22 protein-coding genes and 1 pseudogene are annotated in these 23,289 nt (G+C 47.7%); 5 read left to right on the top strand and 18 right to left on the bottom strand.

Annotation, left to right across the window (positions count from 1 at the left end; translation table 11 throughout):
• Positions 1–2 precede the first annotated feature (2 nt).
• The 5 genes from DWX68_RS13920 to htpG all read right to left on the bottom strand — a co-directional run bounded on the left by DWX68_RS13920 (position 3) and on the right by htpG (position 5,998).
• Positions 3–1,262: a CapA family protein gene (locus DWX68_RS13920; protein ID WP_243022021.1), complete on the bottom strand. Its 1,260-nt coding sequence runs from the start codon at positions 1,260–1,262 to the stop codon at positions 3–5.
• 69 nt (positions 1,263–1,331) lie between these two features.
• The gene (locus DWX68_RS13915) at positions 1,332–2,174 is read right to left on the bottom strand and encodes a DegV family protein (protein WP_118629937.1); all 843 of its coding nucleotides are present in this window, start codon (positions 2,172–2,174) and stop codon (positions 1,332–1,334) included.
• 227 nt (positions 2,175–2,401) lie between these two features.
• The gene (locus tag DWX68_RS13910; protein WP_118629935.1) at positions 2,402–3,499 is read right to left on the bottom strand and encodes a type II CAAX endopeptidase family protein; all 1,098 of its coding nucleotides are present in this window, start codon (positions 3,497–3,499) and stop codon (positions 2,402–2,404) included.
• An 18-nt stretch (positions 3,500–3,517) separates the two neighbouring features.
• Positions 3,518–3,784 carry a hypothetical protein gene (locus DWX68_RS13905; protein ID WP_118629933.1) on the bottom strand — a complete coding sequence of 89 codons (267 nt, stop codon included), beginning with the start codon at positions 3,782–3,784 and terminating at the stop codon, positions 3,518–3,520.
• Between the two features lie 210 nt (positions 3,785–3,994).
• A complete protein-coding gene (gene htpG / locus DWX68_RS13900; RefSeq protein ID WP_118629931.1) occupies positions 3,995–5,998 on the bottom strand; it encodes a molecular chaperone HtpG in 2,004 nt (667 codons plus the stop codon).
• A gap of 356 nt (positions 5,999–6,354) precedes the next feature.
• On the opposite strand from htpG, the gene DWX68_RS13895 reads away from it, so the two are divergent.
• Entirely contained in the window at positions 6,355–6,849 is a 495-nt protein-coding gene (locus DWX68_RS13895; RefSeq protein ID WP_107001332.1) for a DUF5721 family protein, read from the top strand.
• 43 nt (positions 6,850–6,892) lie between these two features.
• On the opposite strand, the gene DWX68_RS13890 is transcribed toward DWX68_RS13895, so the two are convergent.
• Positions 6,893–7,759, bottom strand: coding sequence for a MurR/RpiR family transcriptional regulator (locus DWX68_RS13890; protein ID WP_118468522.1), 867 nt, complete (start codon positions 7,757–7,759; stop codon positions 6,893–6,895).
• Between the two features lie 254 nt (positions 7,760–8,013).
• On the opposite strand from DWX68_RS13890, the gene DWX68_RS13885 reads away from it, so the two are divergent.
• The 4 genes and pseudogenes from DWX68_RS13885 to DWX68_RS13870 all read left to right on the top strand — a co-directional run bounded on the left by DWX68_RS13885 (position 8,014) and on the right by DWX68_RS13870 (position 11,543).
• Entirely contained in the window at positions 8,014–8,856 is an 843-nt protein-coding gene (locus DWX68_RS13885) for a carbon-nitrogen hydrolase family protein (protein WP_243027879.1), read from the top strand.
• A complete protein-coding gene (locus DWX68_RS13880) occupies positions 8,857–10,425 on the top strand; it encodes a BCCT family transporter (RefSeq protein WP_118629929.1) in 1,569 nt (522 codons plus the stop codon).
• Between the two features lie 80 nt (positions 10,426–10,505).
• On the top strand, positions 10,506–10,859 hold the full coding sequence (locus tag DWX68_RS13875) for a hypothetical protein (RefSeq protein ID WP_243027871.1): 354 nt from the start codon (positions 10,506–10,508) through the stop codon (positions 10,857–10,859).
• A gap of 147 nt (positions 10,860–11,006) precedes the next feature.
• A pseudogene (locus tag DWX68_RS13870) lies at positions 11,007–11,543 on the top strand (transposase).
• A gap of 254 nt (positions 11,544–11,797) precedes the next feature.
• On the opposite strand, the gene DWX68_RS13865 reads toward DWX68_RS13870, so the two are convergent.
• The 12 genes from DWX68_RS13865 to spoIIIAC all read right to left on the bottom strand — a co-directional run bounded on the left by DWX68_RS13865 (position 11,798) and on the right by spoIIIAC (position 23,285).
• A complete protein-coding gene (locus DWX68_RS13865) occupies positions 11,798–13,180 on the bottom strand; it encodes a sodium/glutamate symporter (protein ID WP_118629927.1) in 1,383 nt (460 codons plus the stop codon).
• 146 nt (positions 13,181–13,326) lie between these two features.
• On the bottom strand, positions 13,327–14,184 hold the full coding sequence (locus DWX68_RS13860) for a DUF6282 family protein (RefSeq protein WP_118293910.1): 858 nt from the start codon (positions 14,182–14,184) through the stop codon (positions 13,327–13,329).
• A 3-nt stretch (positions 14,185–14,187) separates the two neighbouring features.
• Positions 14,188–15,153: an alpha/beta hydrolase gene (locus DWX68_RS13855; protein WP_107001326.1), complete on the bottom strand. Its 966-nt coding sequence runs from the start codon at positions 15,151–15,153 to the stop codon at positions 14,188–14,190.
• A gap of 259 nt (positions 15,154–15,412) precedes the next feature.
• Positions 15,413–16,585, bottom strand: a complete 1,173-nt coding sequence (locus DWX68_RS13850; protein ID WP_118629925.1) for a M14 family zinc carboxypeptidase — start codon at positions 16,583–16,585, stop codon at positions 15,413–15,415.
• A gap of 347 nt (positions 16,586–16,932) precedes the next feature.
• Positions 16,933–18,069, bottom strand: a complete 1,137-nt coding sequence (locus tag DWX68_RS13845; RefSeq protein WP_107001324.1) for a sodium ion-translocating decarboxylase subunit beta — start codon at positions 18,067–18,069, stop codon at positions 16,933–16,935.
• A gap of 435 nt (positions 18,070–18,504) precedes the next feature.
• Entirely contained in the window at positions 18,505–18,894 is a 390-nt protein-coding gene (locus DWX68_RS13840; RefSeq protein WP_107001323.1) for an Asp23/Gls24 family envelope stress response protein, read from the bottom strand.
• Between the two features lie 307 nt (positions 18,895–19,201).
• Positions 19,202–19,927, bottom strand: a complete 726-nt coding sequence (locus DWX68_RS13835) for a SpoIIIAH-like family protein (protein ID WP_118629961.1) — start codon at positions 19,925–19,927, stop codon at positions 19,202–19,204.
• A gap of 20 nt (positions 19,928–19,947) precedes the next feature.
• Positions 19,948–20,628 (bottom strand): stage III sporulation protein AG, encoded by a 681-nt coding sequence (locus DWX68_RS13830; protein ID WP_118629923.1) that lies wholly within the window; start codon positions 20,626–20,628, stop codon positions 19,948–19,950.
• Entirely contained in the window at positions 20,603–21,271 is a 669-nt protein-coding gene (locus DWX68_RS13825) for a stage III sporulation protein AF (protein WP_118492504.1), read from the bottom strand. The genes DWX68_RS13830 and DWX68_RS13825 overlap by 26 nt, the downstream gene beginning before the upstream one ends.
• Positions 21,272–21,274: 3 nt before the next feature.
• Positions 21,275–22,489: a stage III sporulation protein AE gene (locus DWX68_RS13820; protein WP_147354957.1), complete on the bottom strand. Its 1,215-nt coding sequence runs from the start codon at positions 22,487–22,489 to the stop codon at positions 21,275–21,277.
• A gap of 42 nt (positions 22,490–22,531) precedes the next feature.
• A complete protein-coding gene (locus DWX68_RS13815) occupies positions 22,532–22,918 on the bottom strand; it encodes a SpoIIIAC/SpoIIIAD family protein (protein WP_107001319.1) in 387 nt (128 codons plus the stop codon).
• Between the two features lie 172 nt (positions 22,919–23,090).
• A complete protein-coding gene (gene spoIIIAC, locus DWX68_RS13810; protein WP_022359269.1) occupies positions 23,091–23,285 on the bottom strand; it encodes a stage III sporulation protein AC in 195 nt (64 codons plus the stop codon).
• Positions 23,286–23,289 lie beyond the last annotated feature (4 nt).

Genomic DNA, 23,289 nt, shown 5'->3' with positions numbered 1-23,289 from the left:
TTTTACTGCACCTGCACCTTTCCATTCTCATCAATCTGCACGCCGTCCGAAAGCCCCTGTATCTTCTGGTAAAACGCCTCTTTCTTCCCCACGTCCAGCTCTCTCGTATATCCGGCGGATGAAGTTGCAGGCACAATCGAAAGCGCCGTCTCTCCCTGTGCATCTACCGACGCCTGCACCAGCATTGTCTCCGGAATCGAGCTTCCGAACACAAAATTTCCAAGACTGTACAGAATCCATTTTCCATGATACAGCTCAATCCCCTGCAGCACATGTGGATGGCTGCCAACCACCAGATCAGCGCCCGCGTCGATGTATTGATGTCCCATCTCCCGCTGGTACGCCTCTGGCTGCGTGTTCCGCTCGATACCCCAGTGGACATAGACAACCAGATAATCACACTCTTTCTTTACCTTCTGGATCTCCTGCACGACCGAAGCCGTGTCATACGCCGAAAACATGCCCGGATGCGACGATCCTGCCGCCCATCCGCCCGTCGGAAAGACGCGCGACGCGCCCAGAAAACCAATCTTTTTTCCATTTTTCTCAATGATCTGCGGCTGTTTCGCCTCTTCCAGATTTTTTCCCGCCCCAACATGCAAAATCCCGGCACTGTCCAGCGTATCGCACGTGTCCAGCAGTGCGTCCGTGCCGTAATCTAGCGCATGGTTGTTCGCCACCGTCACGATGTCTGGTCCGATCTCCTGTAAAATAGACACGCGGGACGGCGATACCCGGAACGTAAACTGTTTATCCGCCGCCTGTGTTCCCCGGTCGCTGAACGGAAATTCCAGGTTTGCCATAAAAATATCAGACTCTGCGATCGTCTCCCGCAAGCTCTCTCCGAGGACGCCACCGATACCTCCCACACGGTCGTAGGCATTTAAAACATGGTTGGAAAAATAGATATCTCCGGCAAACAGAAGCGAACACTCATTTGAATCATTTTCTCCCGGTTCTGCCTCAAGTTTGCCAGATTCGTCCTGCCCCTGCATTTCCACCCCCAGTTCCGCGCCATCTACCTGTTCTGACTCCATCTGCCCGTCTATATCTGTTTCCGGATCAAGCGTTTCTTCCGATACCGTTTTGTCTTTTGGCTCCAATGAGATTGTCTCTTTCCATATGGAACCTCCCGCCTGGCATCCGCCAAGCAAAAGCGTCATTCCTGCCAAAATTGTCAAATTTCCAATTCTGGATAAAAGAAATGCCGTCCGGTATCTGAACGGCATTTTCGTGCATTTACTAAAAAATGTATGCTTCATTTTTCCTCAATCAATCGCAGCTGTCCGGCGTTTTCCACCTTTCCAGCTGTCATCACCCACTCTTTCTCCCTACAGTGTCATAATGATTCCGCCGTCGCCCGCATATACGGTTGCAACGCCAGCCGTATTCGTGATCACTACCTCACGGAAGTTTGCCCGTTTACACATGATCTCTTTCACGTGCTCAGCACGTTCCGGGTTATTACAGTGTGCGATCACCAGACGTTTGCTTGTGGTATCGCCGCCCTCTTTGCACGCAATCTCCGCCATCCGGTCGAGCGCCCGGGTCATGCCGCGCGCCTGATCAAGCTTGATGATCGTACCGCTGTCCGCGCCCATAACCGGCTTGATATTCAGCGCCGACGCGATAAAAGCCGTCAAACCGGTCAGACGGCCATTTTTCTTTAAGAAATCAAGTGTCTCAATGACGAAATACGTGTTCATCGAATCCCGATATGCCTCCGTCTGCCTGCAGATCTCCTCAAACGGAAGACCTTTCTCGCACAGATCCCGGATGAACAGCGCAATATTTAACTCGCCCGCCGACGCCGACAGGGAATCAATGACTGCAATCTTCTTCCCGTCCGTTCCGTTCTCTTCCTCATAAAGGCGTTTTGCCAAAGCCGCCGAGTTGTAGCAGCCGCTCAGATGGTTCGAAAGCGTTACCACGAAAATATATTCTGCCTCGCCCTCAAATGCTTCCTTGAAGCTCTCCGGCGATGGACACGCCGTCTTCGGGCACTCGGAACTTGCCTTTACCTTTGCCAGAAACTCCTTCTGGTTAAATGTCTCATCATCCGTTACCTTGTAATCCCCTATCTGCAGGGTCAGCGGAATCATCTGAAAATGCGGCTCCAATTTCAGTTCCTCCGTCAAATCCATGCAGCTGTCACCAATAATTTTATATAACATAACGTCCTCCCGTTACGCAATTTACATCACGTAGTATTCATTACTATTTATTATAGTAATCACACAGTAGGAAGTCAAGCAGAATCCCGTGAAATACACGACAAACACATGAACAGCGTTACCGTGGCTTCGCATTTAAATACAACTAATTCCTGCTGCCACCACGTTATCTTACGGCACTTTCACTTCCAAAAGTGCCTGCTTGTGAACAGCAACTGACCACCACATCATCTCGACAAGAAAAATGCCATCGTAATCAAACTTACCAGAATAAATGCCACTGTCCCGAGATTCCCATACATTGCCCCACATATATTGCGGAATTTCACACCCTCTGGGATTGCCCCATCGGACAGCCGGATTTTCCGGAAATTGAAAATCAGCAGAACAAACGCCCCGATGATCGTGCAGCCCATAAACCCGGTCATCAGAAACGTGATAAACAGCGGCAGCAGCGTATCCTGTGTTCCAAGCATCGCTATCACTAACGACCAGCTGTTGATCAGAATATGCAGCAGACAATTATAACGCATCCGTCCCGTCTTCACCGCCACATATCCCAGAACCACGCCAATCACCGCCGCATAGAGAAACTGCGTCACATTTCCGTGCATCAGACCAAACATCAGCGCCGTGTAGGTAATCGCCGCCTTATCGCCAAAACGGCGCAATCGGTTTAAGAGTTTCCATCGAAAGATATATTCCTCAATAATGGGTCCTAAAAACCCTACATATAAAATCATTACCGGCGAGAGCGAATCCAGCATCTCGTTGACCGGGTTCATCGCGGATGCATCGCCGCCGCTACTTGCCGCCACCGCATCATTGATTGCATTTCCCAGCAGGTTAAAGATAGTTCCAAATCCCTGTGCCAAAATAAAAAACATACAGAACTGCAGGAAACTAAGCTTCATTTTCTCTGCCCGTTCTTCCGGGACAAGGCGCAGAATTAAAAATACGAATGGAAGAACCAGCGCATAGATGACCAGCGTGCTTCCGCCGTCCTCATACCACGCTGCATTTACCATCCGATTCAAAAACGTACTGATCACGCCTCCGTCCGCCCATACGTTGCCAGCCACTTCCAGAATTACACTGACAAGCACCGTCATCACGCTGAAAAATGCCAGCGCCCAGCCAAGGACATTGCAGACGCGGCGCACCTCGCGGCGGCAGGTTTTTCGGATTTGTTTCGGACTCTGAACCGCATTCTGCAGCTCAGGTTCCGTTTGCAGATCATTTTCTTCTGCCTCCCGCTGCCAAAGATCCGATTCGTTCCAGTTTCCCTCTCCCATTTTCTCTCCTTCGTCATTCAGGTCTTTCATTCCCAGAAAATACCTGTTTTATCTTCCGGCGCTTTCTATCACACGGCGCGCCTTTTCCTCCTCTGCTTTCTGCACATAAAACAGATATTCCCGTTCCGATGCCGCATTTTCTCCCGCACTTCCCAGCCTCGCCCGCTGATTGCCGGAAAGCACGCCCGCTTTCAGACGGTTCTCCACCTTGACCTGATACTCAATTCCCGCCTGTTCCAGCTGCTCCCGGATCGCCGCCTGCCGTTTCATATCAAACGTCGCGCCAACCTGTTTCCATCCTCCGATTCCAAACATACACGCACCTCCCCGTCAAATCTGAAAAAACCTTGCTAAGTGCTCCTATTCTATCATAAATACTAAATTCGTGAAATAGTGAATCCCATTTGCTCTCTTACGACAGGTAATAAAAGAGCTGCCACATTTACGTGCAGCAGCTCCGTTATTATATCATATATGATATTTTAACATATTTTCCTATATAAAACAGTCGTGAACCAAACATCCTTAGTTCAGCATTATACCCATAATCTCATTCGACCGTGCGATGAATTTCGTCATGCGCTCCGGTGTCAGGGAACCATGGCTGAGCTGTGCCAGATCGTAGAGCTGTTCGCAGATCTTCGGTGTATTCTCGCCATCCGTGTGCTCTAAGACGTACTGAACGAGCTTGTTGTTCGCGTTGAGTACCAGCACCTGACCGCTGCCGCCGAACATCGACGCGTCCATGCCCATGTTGTACATCTTCATCATATCCTGCATACGGCGTGTTTCCTCCGACAGGGTGATCATCGAAGAAATCTCAGCATCCTTCAGCTTCTCAACCTTTACCTGCAGCTTATCATCGCCCAGTGCTTTCTTGAAGGTCTCTGTCAGCGTCTCTTCCTGTTTCTTGAGCGCTTCCTTGTCCTCTTCCTTCACTTCCTCGCGCAGCGTGTCATTGACATCGGCATCAATACGCAGGAATTTCAGGTTCTCATGCTTCTGCTCTTCCTGGCTGATGAATGGATTATCAATGCTGTGAGACATGATGATCGCATCCTGTCCGTTTGCCTTGAACATGTTGATGTACTGGCTCTGCTCTTTCTCATTTGTTACATAGTAGATCTGGTTCTCATGACCTTCCTCTTTCGCCTTATCCATGCAGTCTTTCAGCGTCAGATATTTTCCGTCCAGATTCTTGTAGATGATGTAATCATCCATCTTCTCAGCAAATTTCTCATCCTTTAAGCAGCCAAATTTGATGAACGGAGCAATATCATCCCAATATTTCTCATATGTCTCCCGGTCAGTCTTGCACATACCGGTCAGCTTGTCCGCTACCTTCTTGGTGATATAATCGGAAATCTTCTTTACAAATCCATCATTCTGCAGCGCACTTCTCGATACATTCAACGGCAGATCCGGGCAGTCGATCACGCCCTTTAAGAGCATCAGGAACTCCGGAATGACTTCCTTGATATTATCCGCGATAAATACCTGGTTATTGTACAGCTTGATGGTGCCCTCAATGCTCTCGTACTCCATGTTGATCTTCGGGAAGTACAGAATACCTTTCAGGTTGAACGGATAATCCATGTTCAAATGAATCCAGAACAGCGGTTCCTTGTAATCCATAAATACCTTGCGGTAAAATTCTTTGTATTCTTCCTCGGTACACTCGTTCGGATGCTTGTTCCACAGCGGGTGAATGTCATTCAGTGCCACCGGACGTTTCAGGATCTTATATTTCTCGGTTCTCGGAGATACCTCCACGGTCTCTTTCGTGCCGTCCTCTTTCTCCTTTTCCTCGGTCTTTGCTTCCTCGACCACCGTCTCAACGATGGTGTCCTTATCGGTCAGCTGATCCTTCTCGATCGTCTCATACTCCGGCTCTGCCGTTGCATTTTTCAGGTAAATCTCAACCGGCATGAAAGAGCAGTACTTCTGGATGACTTCACGTGCGCGATACTCATTGCAGAACTCAGTGCTGTCTTCATTTAAATAAAGGACAATCTTGGTACCATTGCCTTCCTTATCGCCCTTATCCATCGCAAACTCAGTGCCGCCCTCAGACTCCCAGTGAACCGGCTCTGCGTCTTTCTTATAAGAAAGAGTATCGATCGTAACCTTGTCCGCTACCATGAATGCAGAATAGAAACCTAAACCGAAATGACCGATGATCTGGTCTTCGTTTGCTTTGTCCTTATATTTTGCCAGGAAATCCTGTGCACCGGAAAATGCGATCTGGTTAATGTACTCTTCCACTTCCTCGGCAGTCATACCGATACCATTATCCTCGACGGTGATCGTCTTGTCCTCGGAATTAACGGTAACCTGAATCTTATACTCCGTCTCCCCCGGCTCCTCATACTCGCCCATCAGCGCCAGCTTTTTCAGCTTCGTGATCGCGTCGCATCCGTTGGAAATCAGCTCACGATAGAAAATATCATGATCGGAATAAAGCCATTTCTTAATAATCGGGAAAATATTCTCGCTGTTGATTGATAAACTTCCTGTTTTTGCTGCCATATCTATACACTCCTTTTGATTGCAAAATACAGTGGATATCCGCTCCCGGAAATGGAGTCTGGCAGTTTCACTCTGCCGCGTCCAATCCTGCTATCCAGCTACATAAATATACGCTTGTAAAATTCTTTTTTTGTGATTTTCCATCACCGTGACTCTTATTTTAATACCAGCGTTCCAAGATGTCAATAGAAAATTAGCACTCATTTTTGTTGAGTGCTAATAAAATTTTAAAATTCTCCGTCTTGCCAATAAGAAGTCACTTGCGTCCCCTTCCCGCCTGCGATAAAATAGAATCTACGTTATTGTTTCTACATTACACAGAAAATAACGAATTTACCATCTCAGCGAGGACACATATGATTGCCTGCAATATCTGTGATATAAAATTATTTACCAAGAAACTGTTCATCGGAGAGACATTTGATCGCTTTCTGCTTAAGGAAGCGGAGATCGTGACGTTCAACACCTTCTCCATCGACGGACGCGTCCATAAAAGCTTTTATTCCGAAGAAGAGCGTGCCGAGGGGCAGATTGAAGAATATTCAACCTGGAAAACTCTGCGCCCGTTCTGTTTTTCCCTCATAAAAGGAAAAAAGCTTCCGGAGCGCTTCTCCATCATTTTGAAGCTTCCGAAAGCTGCCACCGAACAGTTTCTGACCGCCCGCAAAAGCCAATGGCTCCCGGAGCAGGTCGGCGGACTGTTCTTAAATATTCATTATGAAAACCAGCATTTAAGCTGTGTCACCGGGCTGTCGCTCAACCAATTTACGTTAGACAAGACGCTGGAACGCGAGTGGGACGAGTCGATCCGGACATTTTTGCGAAAAGAAGAGCTGCCGTTTGAGGAATAACGGCAGCCCTTCTTTATCGGGTTTTCCAGTTACACATCTTCGATTAATTCTCCCAGAGAATCAGTCCATTGTCATTCAATGCCTGTTCGATCTTTTCAATATTCTTCGTGGATTCCGGTGCGGTCCGTCTTCCCAGTTCACTCATGAGCGCCTCCGTTACCAGCATCAAAGCAGTATCACCGCTCGGATGGTTCACAGAATTCGTATCAATCACTACATCTGCGATCTTTACCAATGGATTTAAGCTCGTATTTGTGATCAGTATCATCGGGATTCCCAGGTTATGTGCTAACTCTGCCACACGAATCGTCTTTTTCGTACACGGCCAGACCGAATACACTAAAAGCACATCCTTCGGCGTCGTATTGATTGCAATCCGGTCATAGACAAACTCTTCCTCCAGGCTGAGCTGGCGGATATGCGGATAAAAGCGCTCTGCCACATATTCAAAATACAGCGCCAGCGCCTTGCTGGAACGCATTCCCAATATATAGAGCTGATCTGATTCCAGCATCAGCTGGATTGCCGCCTCAAACTGGGAAATGTTTGACGGTGTACAGAGATTTTCAAGCACCTGGATTCCGTCCGCGATCGCCATATGGAACGTATCCCGGCTCGCCGTCTCCGAGGTACGGGAAAATTCTTGCCGCAGGCTACGGTACGGCGTTGTATTTTTCAAAAGCGATTCCTGTGCCAATGCTTTCTTAAATGTAGTGTAGCTGTCAAAGCCCAGAAGCTGTACCAGACGCATGACCGTCGTGCTTCCCACACCCGCATTTTCCGCCAGCTCCGCCACCGTCATCACGCCAATCTTTTCATAATTCAGCGCCAGATAATTGCAGAGAATTCTCTGTTTTTTCGGTACGGCGTCCTTGATTTTTATGATCTGTTCCAATACTTCATTGCCCATCGTTTATCCTCATTCATTCCAAGATTCTCACTCGATTTTCGTTTGGTTTTATTATATACTTTCCTTAGAAATTCGTCAATTTGACATTTGTTTTTCGTCAAAGCAGACAAATTTCGGAGGATTTCTTTGTAAAAAAAGTAAATTTTGTTCTTTATTATTGTATTTTGGTTGATTTATTCCTTTATAAATTCTATAATTATATCATAAATGTCGTTTATGGAATAAATATTCTATTTTAGGAAGGGGATACTCAAATGCAACAAACTCGATCACCTTACCAAATCGCCATGCTCCAGATGGACTGCGATTTGTTCCATGTTTCTAATAATCTTGACAAAGCAGAGAAACAGATCCGGGAAGCAGCCGCTCACGGGGCAAAATTGATTTGTCTGCCAGAGGTATTTAATGTCGGCTATCTTGGCACCTGCATCCCAGATATGATGAAGCTCGCCGAAATCGAAGATGGACCTTCCTTGACACGGATGCGTAGTCTGGCAAAGGAACTTTCAGTCTTTATTCTGGCTCCGATTCTTTTTTCCACCCCATCTGGAGTCGAAAACTCTGCTTTTTTGATCGATGATACCGGCACGATTCTCGGGCATTATTCAAAAACGCATCCCGTCGGAGACGAACGAACTTATCTGCAGCGCGGCACCCAGTACCCGGTCTTTGAGACAAAACTCGGAAAGATCGGCGTCGTCATCTGCTACGACGTATGCTTTCCAGAAACCGTCCGCCTGCTGACACTGGCCGGTGCCGAACTGGTTTTAGTCCCGGCCGCATGGCGCGCCAGCTACTATTTCAAAGAATGGTGGGATTTAAACCTTGCATGCCGTGCCCTGGACAATCTTGTATACATAGCCGCAGTCAACCGCTGTGGATTGTCCGGCGATGAGATCTTCGCAGGAAAAAGCCAGCTGGTAAGTCCTATTGGAGAACGGATTGACAGCTGCGGCGTCCAGGAAGAATCTATTTTATATGGAAGCGTTGATTTAAACCGGATTGCAAAAGAACGTGATTTTAATACCGTTCTGACCGACCGCCACCCGGAGGACTATCGTCCTATCTGGGATACACCCTACAAGGAGGAATCATAAATGACTGATAAAAATGCTAAAAATGAAAACTCAAAAATTCGCATCATGACCTTTTTCCCGCCATTTATTATTCTGGTCGCGTTCCTTGTTTTAAGCCTTGTCGATCAGGAAACTTTTCTGGGAGTCATCAATAATATCAACAACTGGATCATCAAAAATCTCGGCTGGGCTGCCAGCATTCTCGCCCTTGCAATCGTAATCGTCGCCGTTGTTGCCATGTTTTCCAAATTTGGCGATGTACGAATCGGCGGTGAGGACGCCAAACCAGAACTAAGCAATTTTTCCTGGTTTACTATCGCCCTCACAACAACCATGGCAGCCGGTGTCCTCTTCTGGGGACCGGGGGAGCCGATCGCGCATTACGCGTACCCGCCGACCGAATTATACGGCGTTGAACCTTCTACCAGCGGTTCCCTGAAATTTGCCATGGAAACCATGTTCCTTCACTGGACGATCGTTCCATATTGTATGTATACGGTTCCGGCGGTTGTATTTGCTTTCATGTATTACAACGCGAAAAAGCCGTATTCCATCGCCAGTGAAGTTTCCCCTCTTCTGGGTGACCGCTGCTACCATCCTCGCTGGATGCAGACCATCGACGCAATCACCTTATTTGCCATCGGTGCCGGTATGGCTGGTTCTGTTGCACAGGCATTCATGAATATTTCCGGTGGTATCTCTAAAATGCTTGGACTTCCGTCTAATGCCCGCCTCTGGTTTATGGTCGGTGTTGTCGTTGCCGCTGTCACGGTTGCTACGGCTGTTTCCGGTATCCAGAAAGCCATGAAGCATGTTTCCAATATCAACGTATACGGCTTTGCTATTTTCCTGATTTTCCTGCTGGTATTTTCAAATGCCTCCTTCCTGTTCAACCTCTCTACCGAGGCATTGGGCGGTTTCGCAGGTACCTTTATTGAACGTATCCTGATTACTGGTGAATCCGTTGGAACCCAGTGGCCGCAGTGGTGGACCACCTTCTACTGGTTCAGCTGGATGGCATGGGCACCTACCTCTGGCGCTTTCATGGGACAGATCGCTTATGGACGCAAGGTAAAACACGTGCTTGGATTATATGTAGGTCTTTGTGCTTCTGTCAGTGCCCTGTGGATGGTTTTAGTCAGCGGTACCTCTCTGTGGGTTCAGACTTCTGGACTGTTCGACCTCGTTGCATCTTATAACCGCGGCGTTGAGAATGTTCCTTATGATATGTTAGGAGCTCTTCCGCTTGGAAATCTGATCATCCCATTATTCGTTGTTCTGATCTTCCTCAGCACCATTACCGCCTGCAACTCCAACTGTATCGCTATGGCAGGCATCTCCACTCAGGGTATCAACCCGGATTCCCCGGACTCCCCGATGTGGTTAAAGCTTGTGTGGTGTGTCGTTCCGATGGCAGTCGGCTACATCATGATCGCAACCGTTGGTGTCAATGGTGTCAAGATCATCGCAAACTTCGGCGGAATGTTCGCCGCCCTCATCATGATCGGCGCCACCGCCAGTCTGGGAATTCTGATTAAAAATTATAAAAAATTTGACAAAACAGGAACTGGCAATTCAGATGAGAAATAACCTTCTCTCATTGCAAATAAAATAATTCGCATAAAGCTTGAAATGCATATACAAAGCAAAAATCCTTCTGCAATTCTTCTTTGATTGCAGAGGGATTTTTATGCAAGAGTTACCTTAACCTGAGCAAAGAGTGTAATTCCCTGTCCTATGATACAATGACAGCACATACTGCAGTTGTTTTTACCCGATACATGATGTTGTCGCTGGAAAGCCGAGAATCCAACGATAACCGTTCTCTTGGCGAACTCTTTTTATATTTTTCTGATGAGATGTCTGATATCACATGGATACAGGCATTTCAAATGCTACTTCAAATGTTCAGAACGATGCCTACAGAAAATACCGAGTTGTCAGATGAGAAAATCAGCGAATTGGTGGATGTGTTTATAGACGCACTTCCTATAATACTGAAAACTCAACTGCAAGCTGCATAAAGCTGAACATTGACAACCAAACATCTGCCAGATGTTGAATTTTCAAGGTGCATAGCTAAAATTTAGACTGTATGAAACTTTTTCTGTAAAAGTCCTATGAAAGGTTCTTCTATGATACAATAAATATCATTAGGAGGACCTATTATTATGGCAAGACAAAAGAAACCGGTTCACAGAGTACAAATGACAGAGGGAAAGAGGAACATCATCCGCCAGCTCCTCGAAGAATACGACATTGAAAATGCAGAAGATCTCCAGGATGCACTCAAAGATCTTCTGGGCGGCACTATTAAAGAGATGATGGAAGCCGAAATGGATAACCATCTCGGATCCGACGAACAAAAGGCATTAGCAGCCCTCGATACAGTCACAGAAAAATGGGCACCTAAATATCCGAACTCGATGAAACGCTAGAGGGATAATTGAGATGCTATTTCGCCGATTTTCAAGTTTTCAACGGCTGTTCGAAAGGTCATTTACACAACCAATGCCATTGAATCCTTAAATTCCACCTATCGGAGGCTAAATCGCCAAAGAAGCGTATTTCCGAGCGATACAGCATTGCTGAAAGCCTTGTATTTAGCGACATTTGAAGCAACGAAACGCTGGACCAGTACAATTCGAAATTGGGGGCAGGTTTATGGGGAGTTGAGTATTATGTATGAGAATAGGCTTCCGGAATAATCAAAAAAGAGGTATGTCAAGAGCGGGTGGGCGGATCCCCCCGCCCGCTCTTGACATACCCAGAAATCGCTGTTATATATAAAGCAATGGCTAAAAGCCTATTTTATAAGCCTTTAGCCATTCTAATCATAGAAGAATCTTATTTACAGAGATTTTTTCATACTCTCCCTCACCACCCAGAAAGGGTGCTTTAAATAAAAAGAATGCGTGGCTGTTCATTTCCAACCACACATTCTCTCGCAACGTCTAAATCCTTATTTGTTAATAACTTCTGCTTCGCCTTCCCGCAGCACATTCATTTTTTCATTATGTACACCGAAGCATTTCGCACATATTAGGAACAATACTACTGAAATCGCAGTTTCAATCACACCAACTGCAATACATCCCATGGAAACCGTCAAAATTGGCGTAAATGCGATGATAAAGACCTCAATCACGGACTGCAGCGTATACGAATATCCATAGTCATTCAATGTGCCGCTCTTTCCTTCCGGATCTACAATTCGAAGAAGCGTAACACCGATTGCCACCACTCCTGTTGTCCATCCAAATACAAAAATTGATCGTTCAAACCAGAAATTGCGGAACAGCTTCTGTCCAACTACAAATACTAAAAACAGGGATGTCAGCATTCCTAATACACATAAAACCAAAATCGGACCTGCAAATTCAAGTACAATGGAAATCGAAATAGATGCCACACCAAAGCCAACCAGATAATCGGTTACCATCGAACCAATCCGTCCTTCCACATGCTCATCAATACTGTCTTTAAAACGGGTATGCCCTATAATCGTGTTAATAATGACACCAAATATCATTGCCAGGCACATAACCGGTAATTCTACATTCGGTAAGAACTGTTTATAAAAATCGTAGAACTTATAACCACACAGTGTTGCAGTCAGCGTGAGTGCAAGATGAAATGCCAACGGATCCATACTCATTGGATTGATGGTTTCTTCTCCCATCGAATTTCTCTTACCTACTGGAACGATTCCTGTGCGGCACTCTTCCGGAAGAGATTCCGCTTTTTCTACCAGACGTGTTCCTCCATGTCTGGTTGCATAGTTAATACAGGCAATTCCTACAAACAAACCAACTAACAGGCCCACGGTTGCAAACGTCTGCCCCAGTACAACGCCATCTTCACGTCCCAGTGAATTGTTAAGTGCCGTTCCAATCGTTGAAGCATAGCCATGTCCACCGCAAAATCCAGATGGCATCAGCAGGGCAATTTCTGTAAATACATTTGGAAACAAAATTTTCATCAGTGCACCGCCTACCAGCAGTGCAATACCAAAACAGAAAAATTCAGCTCCCATATTGACACAAAAGGAATCGCCCACCTTTGTCAGAATCTGTTTTACATTGGTTTTATCTTTTTTCCCCAGGAACAAACCGCCAAATAATACACATACCAGCATATAAGCATAACTTCCTATTTTACCGCTCCACGGAATCACGTTTAAAAACTGCGGTCCCAGGACAAGTCCCATCAGACCTGCCAGAACAGACGCTGGAATATAAAACATCTGCAAAAATTTTATACGGGAACGCAGGAACTGGGCTATAATCAGCAGCAGCGACATAAATGCAAAATCATATAGAAACGACATATTGGTATATTCCATAGATATCCTCCTTCCAGTACACTATATTATCCCTTACCTTCTTAAAAGTACTTCTCGAAAAAAATAAAAAGGTCAAGAATTCTTATAAGTAAACTTATAATTGATTTTTGACCTTTTTATTTTTTCATATTCAATTATCAAATTTACTATAACTCTCCCAGCACCTTCCGGGGCACCGTATGCGTCATCACATAAATCTCATCTTCCGTGATTCCCTCATCCAGCAATGTCTGCATAAACAACTTCATCGCTTCCACCGGGTGTTCTCTTGAAGTCTGCCCCCGATCCGTTACCATAAAACAGTGTTCTGCTCCGACTACCCGGATATGGTCTGCCATCTCCTGCGCCGTGCATTCCTTTTCTGCCACATTATACCAGCATTTTTCAATATAAACGCCCAGAGCTGCCAGCTGTTTCTGCGTTTTTACATCGACACGCGTCCGCGGAAATTCTGGATGTGTCAGAACCATACGGTTTCCCTGCCGGATTCCCTCCTGACACAGGAGAATACTTTCCTCCGGGCTGATGTGCCCGGTCGCGACTGCCGCATCATACTTTCTGGCAATCCTCAAAATCTCCAAAACCTCCGCCCTCAGCTCCCCTGTTTCGGTCAGGATAGAGATTCCAGAGCGGTCAAAGAAATCTCCCGGCATATTCCCGGAACACAAAGAGTTCTTTGCGTCCCGGGTCGGCATCCACACGATACGGCATCCGCGCTTCATCGCATTTTCAACCGCATATGGATTGAGTCCTCCGACTGGCCAGTTTAACACCAGACCGCCATAGGCTTTCGTACACGAAGCACAGTGGATATTAGCCAGAATTGCCCGCGCAATCGTGGACTCATAGTGAGATTTCAGCATAATTCCTGCCATTCCGGCTCTCCCGGCTTCTTCTAACAGCCCGTAATCATCCAAAACTCGATGAAAGGGGGACGGGGCTGCGTGCATATGGAGGTCATACGCTCCCTGCATTAAATATGCAATCTCTTTTTCTCTGTCCATAGATTATTTCTGTAAACCAAACTGGAATGCTTTCAGATTCTCCTTGTAGAATGCTGCCAGCGCGTCAGCCAGTGCCTGGAACTTCGGATCGTCGTCAAACATCCACTCATTGTGCTTGCCATCTACATAGTATAACTGCTTCGGCTCCTGTGCCAGACGGTATGCTTCTTCCGCCTCTACACGCTGATGCAGCTCGTTATAATAGCCATGACCTACAAAGACAGCACGCGGTGCGATTCTCGGAAGCAGGTCTTCTACGTTGAAACGGATGAAGCTCTCGCCGATTGCGGTGCTCATCGGGGTCGGGAACTCCTCGCCATTATCCTTGTTGACAGAATCGCCGATACCGCCGTTGATCTCTTTTAATACATGGTCTGTATAGAAATCGCCGCTCTCTGTGATGTTCGGATAATCGGTGTACGGATGCATCAGAACCGGATCGTTGGTTGTAATTCTCTTGATACGGTCTTCTCTGAGGCGTGCAACGCTCTTTCCAAACTTATCATTTCCCATGCCGTCACGCATCCAGCGCTCGCCATTTACAAAGCTGTTCAGGGTTGCAATCGCTTTTACTTCCTTGTCACGCGCTGCAACGGTTACGCATACAGCACCGCCGACACCCCATCCAAGAAGTCCGCAGCGTTCCGGATCTACTTCCGGCTGAATCTGCATAAAGGTAAATGCGTTTGCCACGTCTTCAACCTCTGTCTCAAGGGTTGTGTACTTCGGCAGGCATGGATGAACATTCTCACTCGGCTTAAATCCTCTGTAATCGAAGCCCATGCATACAAATCCTCTTGCTGTTAAAGCTCTTGCAAACAGTGCCGGATAGCACTTATTAACGCCAGTCCATCCAGAGTTACACAGAACTGCTGGTCTCTTCTCGCCCTCTTTGTAATCATCCGGGAGATAAATATCTCCTACCATCTTTGCGCCTTCGCTGTAGAATACAACTTCTCTTGTTTTCATATTGAAATCCTCCATTTCATTTAATTTGTTCTTTTTTGTCGGTTATGGAATTTTTGTTCCTTTTGTGATTTTATATTAGATCATGTTGCAGAATTTGTCAACCATATTTTTGAAAAAAGAATGTATTTTCCATTTTGTATAGTTTTAGCTTCCTGTTTTTGTTGATCCGTTCCAAATCTTGAAACAAAAAAGGATGTGCGACCACTTCCAACTCCAGTCGCACATCCTTTTTCTATCTAATCTTCATTTTATTCCATCATCAATGTGTCGCCACATAATATCCCAGCGTTGCCGGGACTGCCTTATTCTGGTTCCAGATCGCCGGATATTCCGAGAAAGATACCGGGCAGGTGGAACGTCCTACCTCGATCGTGATACCAGGGATGCCTGCTGCCTGCTGCAGCCAGTCCTTCAAGCCGCCGACGCCCTTGCTTCCAAGAACGGAATAACCATTCAAGGCATGAACAGCGTTTGCCAACGCCTTGGACTCTGCCGCTTTCTGGTTGTTCTGCGTATCCCAGTAAATCACATTTCCCATCGCATGATAGTTGATAACCGCATTGAATCCCGTTCCCTGAATCAAGTTCGCGATTGCCTGGCTCTCCGGCTCTGACAGTGGGTTGGTTCCCTTATAACCATTTGCAGACGGATGGGTTAAAGACACATTGATTCCCTCCCAGTTTGCCGCAAAGTTATAGTTCAGATCGACACCGCGTGCATTCGCCTTCCAGCGTCTCATATACTCTTCATAGCTGACCGTTGTCCGGCTGGATTCCTTGTCCGCCGCGTACGCCGCCTGCATCGTCTGGCGCAGTTCCTCCGACTGGATACCATTCTCGCCCATCTGGCTGATCGTGACTCCATCCGGATTCAGCATCGGCACAAAATGAAATGCCACCTGTCCCAATATGTTAGAAAGCGGCTGCGTCATATAGGTACCATTATTCGTAAATCCAGCTGCCAGATACTCGAGCTGCTGCATCATCAGCGGTACAACGATATACTCTCTGGCATGAATCGCCCCCTGGAACAGAATCTTCCTGGATGCGTTCGGATTGCCGACAATCACATCGTAGATATCACGTCCGTCCGCCGATTTTCCGATCGATTTCACTGTCACCGTTCCCGGATAACGGCTTGCCAGCGCCGAAATATCGTTTACCATCTGGCTATAGGAATACTTGTCCACCGGATTGACAACCGGATTGGATAACGTCTGATTATAATAGGAATTATCCGCCTGCTGTCCCGCATTCGCGTTCGTGGTTCCCGGACCGCCCGGTCCGATCACTGGTGCTGCCGCTGCCGGATCATCCGCCGGTCCTGCATACGCTGTAACTGCCGATAAGCTGCTGCACACAACTGACAGGGATAAACAAGTTGCCAAAGCGCCTTTTCGCAGCAGGCGCTGAATTTTATTTCGTTGACTCATTCTCATGTCTCCTTCTGGCCCTTTCAAACTCTTACAAACAATGTTTCTATTATAGATTTACCTCTGTCGAATGTCAACGAACTGCATAAAACTGAAAGAAAAAAGAAAGATACTTTTTCCAATTTATATTTTACTTTAACTTACCTAAAATCAGCACCACTGCCGTAATAATCAGGACAACGACGAAAATTCCCGCCATTCCTTTTCCCATAATTGCCAGCGAAATCAAAAAATTATTCCACATCCGATATTTTCCTCCATCTCAATCAGTGCACTGGCTGTCTCTTGATTTTTCATCATTCAAGTGCAGCCTTCCTTTTCCATTTTATCTGCCCGACAGACCTATATTACAAATACTGGCTTACCAGCTTAATAACCAGTCCGCCCGCGATGACCGAGGCGATCTGCCCCGATACATTGGCGCCGACCGCATGCATCAGGATAATATTTCCCTTTTCCTCCTCCATCGCCAGCTTCTGCACCACGCGTGAGGACATCGGGAATGCGGAAATGCCCGCCGCACCGATCATCGGATTGATTTTCGTCTTCAAAAACAGGTTCATAAATTTAGCAAACAGCACACCGCCGATCGTATCAAAGATAAATGCAATCAGACCGATTCCCATAATCAGAAGTGTGTCAACCCGCACAAACGCATCCGCACGCATACTGAACGAAATCGTGATGCCAAGCAGCAGGGTAATCAGGTTTGCCAGCTCGTTCTGTGCCGTCTGGGAAAGTGCCGGAAGCACGCCGCACTCGCGGATCAGGTTTCCAAACATCAGAAATCCGACCAGCGCCACCGATGCCGGAGAAATCAGTCCGACAATGATAGTAACTACAATCGGAAATGCGATCTTGGTCGTTTTGGACACATTTTTCGGACTGTAGGTCATGTGAATCCGGCGTTCTTTTTTCGTCGTCACCAGACGGATCGCAAATGGCTGGATGATTGGCACCAGCGCCATGTAGGAGTACGCCGCCACCGCGATCGCGCCCACATAGTTGGAATGCATGATCTGGGAAACCAGAATGGAAGTCGGTCCATCCGCCGCACCGATGATTCCAATCGATGCCGCATCCCTGAGTTCAAATCCCATCAGCGATGCCGCACAGATCGCAAAGAAAATGCCAAACTGCGCCGCCGCACCAAATAAAAACATGATCGGCTGTGACAGAAGCGGTCCAAAGTCAATCATTGCCCCGATTCCGATAAAGAGCAGAATCGGAAGCGCCTCCGACGCGCTGATCGTCGTCTCAAACAGCCACTGTATAATACCCTGTGTCTCCCCGATGCCCTCCGTCACCTGGTTAATGACGCCGGATAATGGCAGGTTTACCATGATCGCGCCGAATCCCATCGGCAGAAGCAGCGCCGGTTCGTATTCCTTTTTGACCGCCAGCCAGATCAAAAGCCCGCCGATCAGATACATCACAACCTGCTGCGGCGTGATCGCCATGACGCCTTCCCATAAAAATTCCATGTTGTTCCTCCTGTTAATTTTGTTTTCCTTCATAAATATCCTGTTTCCTGGAGCCCCTTGCCAGGATACACCTGCTCTGGCAGCTGTCTTTCTTCGCGCTAGGTATACATCCATGTGAGTGTTTTTGTTTCATAGGACGCTTTTTCCTAATAAAACAAAAAAGACTTTCAGCATACGTTTCATCCACATATGCTAAAAGTCTTGTTCCTCACATTTGAATCATACAGCACACGCTTTTTGTTACAAAAGCACACTGCCATCTGACTTACACAAGGCATGTAACCATGAGGTTTACTATCCTCAGGGTCTGTTGGTTACATGGTTATAACTACTCCCTTTTAACGCGATCATCATATCATACGGTTTTTTCCCCGTCAAGGTCAAACTGAGTATTTTGTGTTAAGAAAATGAAAAGCTACGAAAACACGAAACCTGCTATGCTTCCGCCGGCATATTGACACCCGCGATCTTAATATTAACTTCCAGAACCATCAGACCGGTCATATTTTCAATCGCTGTCTTTACTTTGTCCTGCACCTTTTCACTGACTGCCGGGATGCTGTAGCCATATTTCATATTTAAGGACAGATCCACAATCACGTGATCCTCGGTTACGGTCACTTTCACGCCCTTGCTCAAATTTTTCATGCCGAGCTTTCCGACCAGTTCATTTGTGATATTGCCAGCCATCGAATCGACACCGTCTACCTCGGTCGCTGCCAGACCTGCGATGATCGCCACTACCTCATCGGCAATTTTCACTTCTCCAATGCGGTCCTTTTCATATACGATATGTGTGCTTCTATCTTCTGCTTCTCTCGCCATTCCAAATCCCTCCTGACCACTTCCATGTACGCCCGGAATCTTCTCTTCCCACAAAAAACAGATGCTCGAATACTTCCAGAAATACATTTCAATTAAGTGTTTTTATTATACCAAAAATACAGGAGTTTGCAAAGGCATTTCCAGTTCGAATCTTATCCGAGTTACTGTTCACGCATACGTGCCCAGTAACGGAATTTGCCGTGGCTTCGCATTTTAATACGGCAAATTCCTGCTGCCACCACGTTTTCTTACGGCACTTTCGGTTCCAAAAGTGCCTACCCGTGAACATTAACTCATCCGAACTTCCTCAATCTCCCAGGTTTAAAAGGGAAATCACGATATTTTCCGCCGATATCTCGGTTTTCCGTTTTACAATATCCTCGATCTGCGCGCGCTGCGGATCTGTGATGGACGGCGTGTTGACAACGACATCCACTTTTCCATCCGTGATGCTGACAACCGGATCGGCAAATCCTTTCGCCATCAGAAGCGTTTCCGCTGCATTTTCCTTCTCCGCTATCGCATTGAGTGCCAGCATATCCTGAACGGCTGCCTCTTTTGCCGACGCATCCAGATTTTCATTGTTAATCAGGGCATTCAGTGCTTCGCGGTTCTTGGCGCGGATCTGTTCACGGCTGAGCTGTACATTGGCTATGTACTCTGCCACGCCGGTTCCGCCTGTCAAAACCGCCTCGCCCGGGTTATCGACTGCCGGATTGTCCGCAGATGCCTCCTCTCCGTCCGCCGCCCCCTGCGCTGTGCCCTCCTCACTGCCTGCTGCCAGCGGATCGCCCTCTCCCGGATCGTCAAAACTTGCAATCTCCTCATATTCACCGTCCGCCACGCTTCCGGACACCGCCTGATTTTCCGAATATATATCGCTATCTGAAATCTTGGTCGCCCCCGCTTCATATGTATCCGCCCCCGGCAGATCGGATTTTCCCGCATAGTTGAGATACCCCGCCGCCGCAATCATGATCGCCAGCGTCGTGATGATGATTTGATTTCTCCTGAAAACGCGTTTCATCTTCATTCTCATATTTGCATACTCCTTTATTCCACCCGCTTTAATACTTTTATTTTATGTGCCGGCAGTCCGAATAATGCCTGCATCGCTTCCGAAATTTCCTTCTGTACCGACGCATTTCCTCCTCCCTGTGCGCTGATCACGATACCGGAAATCTCCGGTGCCAGCTCTTTTTCAACTACCGGTTCCCCGCTGCCTGAACTTCCCGCCAGCACGGTGCTCTCCCGCAGCGATTCATCCGCCTGCTGCCGCGTACCACCCGAAGAATCCGTCTCCGAAGTGGTAGCCCGGCTTCTCTCCTTATCCACCCGCAGCACCTTTTCCGAAGAAGAAAACAGAGTCAGCATCACATCCACCTCACCCACGCCGTCCACCTTCTTTAAAACGTCCCGGATCCGCTGCTCCAGGCGAAGCTCGTAGAGGCGGTTCGTGTCCTGCCTGGATGCAGTGCCTGGCAGACCTGTTTCGACATCCGAACCACTCTCTTCTGAACTTCCATTTTTGTCCTGCCCTGCTCTATGCCCAGAGTTTGTTTCTGTTTCACTCTCCGCCCATCTTTCCCCTGACCGCAAGACTCCCGTCTCACTCGTCTTCTTCCCAAACGGCGCATATAAGATCAGAATTGCCAGCCCAAGCACCAGCAAAATCAGCCATTTTTCATTTCGTTTGACCCATTCCTTGTCAAGGTTCCATCCTGACTTCCACATGATCCGCCTCCACCTGATAAAACGATGCCAGCCGCTGCTGAAGCTCCCAAATCTTTTCCCCATTCATCCATGAAACTGCCTGCGCGGCGGCGGGTTCTCCCTGCTTCTGCTCCTGTTCAAGTGAAATTTCAATCGGGGAAATTTTTTCTATTTCAATCATCGAACTCGGATCCTCCTGTTCCGCCGCTTCCATCCCCGCTTCCATCCCCGCCTCACTTCCCGCCACATACACCGTCACACTCCGCACCGAGGCAAATTGCTCCGACTCCGGATCTTTTTCCAGCTCTACGTCCGCCTTTTCCACGGAAAATCCCGCTTCCGCTGCCACCCGCACTGCCTCCTTGGACGCTTCCGCCTCATACTGGCTCAAAACCATATTTCTACGCCGCACCTCTATCTCATCCATCTCACTTTTCAGCTCGCCCGCTTCATTTTCAAACGAAAGAGATGTAAACAGATAATTCAGCCGCTCCTCCAGCCGCAGCCCGTCCGTCAGCGGCTTAAGCACAATCAGAAGCAAGATACAGCCCGCAAACAGGCGAATATATTTTTCATACTTATGTGCGGGCAAAAGCCCGGTCAGAACGGTCAGAAACACAAGATAACTGACGATATTCCCCGCCCAGTGAGTAATTACTTCCATCTTCTACCCCACAAAATAAGCCGCGTTCGTGCTCGCACACACCACCGCGATCGAAAGTGCAAATAACACCAACGCCGAACCAGCTGCTGCCAGCAAAAAATAAAATCCTTTCGCCACAGCGCCGACTGCCTCCACCACCCGGCTATCACTGACCGGCTGCAAAAGCGCCGCGCTTCCCTGGCACCCCAGATAGAGGATTAAAAGTTTCAAAAGCGGCAGAAGCGACACCGCCGCCAACACAAGCACTCCCCCGATGCCCACCGTATTCCGGATCAGGACGCTGCTTCCAAGAAGTACCTGCGACACTGCCGCCGCGCCCTGTCCGATTCCCGGTATCAGGCTGACCGCCCGCCGCAGCGCCGTCTGGCGCATCGAATCTGTATACGGCGCAATCATTCCCTGCAGCACATGAAAGCCCAGCACCACTCCCAAAAGCGCCTTGCTGCCCCAGCGCATCCCCTGTTCCAGCAATTCCAACGCTTTTGAAAACAAATCCTTCGAGCTTAAATGTCCCGCCAGCGACAGCAGGACATACAACTGGGTGCATGGCAGAAACAACTGTAAAAACACCCATTCCGCCACATTGACAGAAGCAAGTGTCCACGCATATCCGGCTGCTGCCGAGGTACTTCCCCCGGAAAAGGAAACAGCCAGAAAAAAAGCAGGAACCAGCACCCGGACAAATTCAAAGAGCTGCTCCAACAGTGTCCGCGTGATCCGCACCCCATTCAAAAAACTGGCGGCAAGCAGTGTAAAAATCAGAAGATACGTGACATAAAAGCCCATCTCCGATACCTGACTGTCGGCAAAGAGACTCGAAAAGCTGGCGAACACCGCCCCTAAAATTCCCAGAAGGATGACCTGCCCCATCCATCTGCCATTTTCTGAAATTTCCCGAAATAGGGCTGTCCGGCAAAAATCCATCAGCATCCGAACCGCACTCTGATAATTGCCAGAGAGAAGCATCGAAAGGATTTCCCGGAATGAAAGCCCCGGGACTGCCGAACCTCCCGCTTCCCTTAAAAATGCTTCGATTCTGCTTAAATCCAGTGAGTTCAGAAGAGAATCCATGTTCTCGCCAGAAACACTGAAATCCGAATCTTCGGATATCTTTTCACCATTTGCCGCCGACACCGTTAAATGATTTCCTGCCATCAAATATACACTCAAGAATATAACGCTCACTGCCCGCACAACCATCTTTGTTCCCACCGTCACCTGCTCTCACCATCTCTCCGCTTTTCTGCACTTACCACTTCCCTACGCCAAAAACTGCTTCACCGTCTCCAACAATGCCAGCAGAATCGGCATACTGACCGCCAGAATGGACAGCTTCGCAAATATCTCAATCTGTGTTCCCAGCGAACCGTACCCGGCATCCTTGCAAATCCCGGAGGCAAATTCGGCAATATAAGTAATTCCCGCCATTTTCAAAAGCGCCGACAAATACACTGGACTGATCCCGATGCAGGATTCCATCGTCCGAAGTGTTTTCAGAATCACTTCCAGCTTTCCCGCCGCATAGAAAAAGAGACACAGCCCCGCCGCCATCACAATGTACGTCCCATACTCGCTGCCTTTTCCCTTGAGCTGGACTGCCAGAAGAACTGCCGTGATCCCAAGAACCGATACGGTTAAAATTGACATTTTTTACCGTCCTTCCCTGCAATGTACTCTCGGAGTCTTTCCTGCACCCGCTTTTGCGGCTGATTTTTCGCCAGCTGCACCCGAATTTCATCAACGTATGCCTCAGAAATTTGGGCTCAACTGACAAAAAATCATCTCACAAAATCAAGCACAGAAGGATTCCGAGAGTCCATTACAACGCAAACAATTCCTTCATCGTCTCAAACAACTGATAAATATACGGCACCATCCAGAACAGTACCAAAAGAAGACCCGCAAGACTTGTGAGAAATGCCTGTTCCTCCCGCCCGCTGTGTTTGAGGATCTGGCAGAGGACGGAAACCAGGATACCGACTGCCGCAATCCGAAATATTAGATTAACTCCCATTTTC

The sequence above is a fragment of the Clostridium sp. AF20-7 genome (assembly GCF_003479275.1).
GTDB lineage: Bacteria > Bacillota > Clostridia > Lachnospirales > Lachnospiraceae > Otoolea > Otoolea fessa.
The sequence above is the reverse complement of the archived record's forward strand: the minus strand, read 5'-3'. Positions and strand labels throughout refer to the sequence as shown.

Bases quoted from the DNA above. Each gene is read 5' to 3' on its own strand.
- DWX68_RS13920 (WP_243022021.1), bottom strand. From the start codon at position 1,262: ATGAAGCATACATTTTTTAGTAAATGCACGAAAATGCCGTTCAGATAC.
- DWX68_RS13915 (WP_118629937.1), bottom strand. From the start codon at position 2,174: ATGTTATATAAAATTATTGGTGACAGCTGCATGGATTTGACGGAGGAA.
- DWX68_RS13910 (WP_118629935.1), bottom strand. From the start codon at position 3,499: ATGAAAGACCTGAATGACGAAGGAGAGAAAATGGGAGAGGGAAACTGG.
- DWX68_RS13905 (WP_118629933.1), bottom strand. From the start codon at position 3,784: ATGTTTGGAATCGGAGGATGGAAACAGGTTGGCGCGACGTTTGATATG.
- htpG (WP_118629931.1), bottom strand. From the start codon at position 5,998: ATGGCAGCAAAAACAGGAAGTTTATCAATCAACAGCGAGAATATTTTC.
- DWX68_RS13895 (WP_107001332.1), top strand. From the start codon at position 6,355: ATGATTGCCTGCAATATCTGTGATATAAAATTATTTACCAAGAAACTG.
- DWX68_RS13890 (WP_118468522.1), bottom strand. From the start codon at position 7,759: ATGGGCAATGAAGTATTGGAACAGATCATAAAAATCAAGGACGCCGTA.
- DWX68_RS13885 (WP_243027879.1), top strand. From the start codon at position 8,014: ATGCAACAAACTCGATCACCTTACCAAATCGCCATGCTCCAGATGGAC.
- DWX68_RS13880 (WP_118629929.1), top strand. From the start codon at position 8,857: ATGACTGATAAAAATGCTAAAAATGAAAACTCAAAAATTCGCATCATG.
- DWX68_RS13865 (WP_118629927.1), bottom strand. From the start codon at position 13,180: ATGGAATATACCAATATGTCGTTTCTATATGATTTTGCATTTATGTCG.
- DWX68_RS13860 (WP_118293910.1), bottom strand. From the start codon at position 14,184: ATGGACAGAGAAAAAGAGATTGCATATTTAATGCAGGGAGCGTATGAC.
- DWX68_RS13855 (WP_107001326.1), bottom strand. From the start codon at position 15,153: ATGAAAACAAGAGAAGTTGTATTCTACAGCGAAGGCGCAAAGATGGTA.
- DWX68_RS13850 (WP_118629925.1), bottom strand. From the start codon at position 16,585: ATGAGTCAACGAAATAAAATTCAGCGCCTGCTGCGAAAAGGCGCTTTG.
- DWX68_RS13845 (WP_107001324.1), bottom strand. From the start codon at position 18,069: ATGGAATTTTTATGGGAAGGCGTCATGGCGATCACGCCGCAGCAGGTT.
- DWX68_RS13840 (WP_107001323.1), bottom strand. From the start codon at position 18,894: ATGGCGAGAGAAGCAGAAGATAGAAGCACACATATCGTATATGAAAAG.
- DWX68_RS13835 (WP_118629961.1), bottom strand. From the start codon at position 19,927: ATGAAGATGAAACGCGTTTTCAGGAGAAATCAAATCATCATCACGACG.
- DWX68_RS13830 (WP_118629923.1), bottom strand. From the start codon at position 20,628: ATGTGGAAGTCAGGATGGAACCTTGACAAGGAATGGGTCAAACGAAAT.
- DWX68_RS13825 (WP_118492504.1), bottom strand. From the start codon at position 21,271: ATGGAAGTAATTACTCACTGGGCGGGGAATATCGTCAGTTATCTTGTG.
- DWX68_RS13815 (WP_107001319.1), bottom strand. From the start codon at position 22,918: ATGTCAATTTTAACCGTATCGGTTCTTGGGATCACGGCAGTTCTTCTG.
- spoIIIAC (WP_022359269.1), bottom strand. From the start codon at position 23,285: ATGGGAGTTAATCTAATATTTCGGATTGCGGCAGTCGGTATCCTGGTT.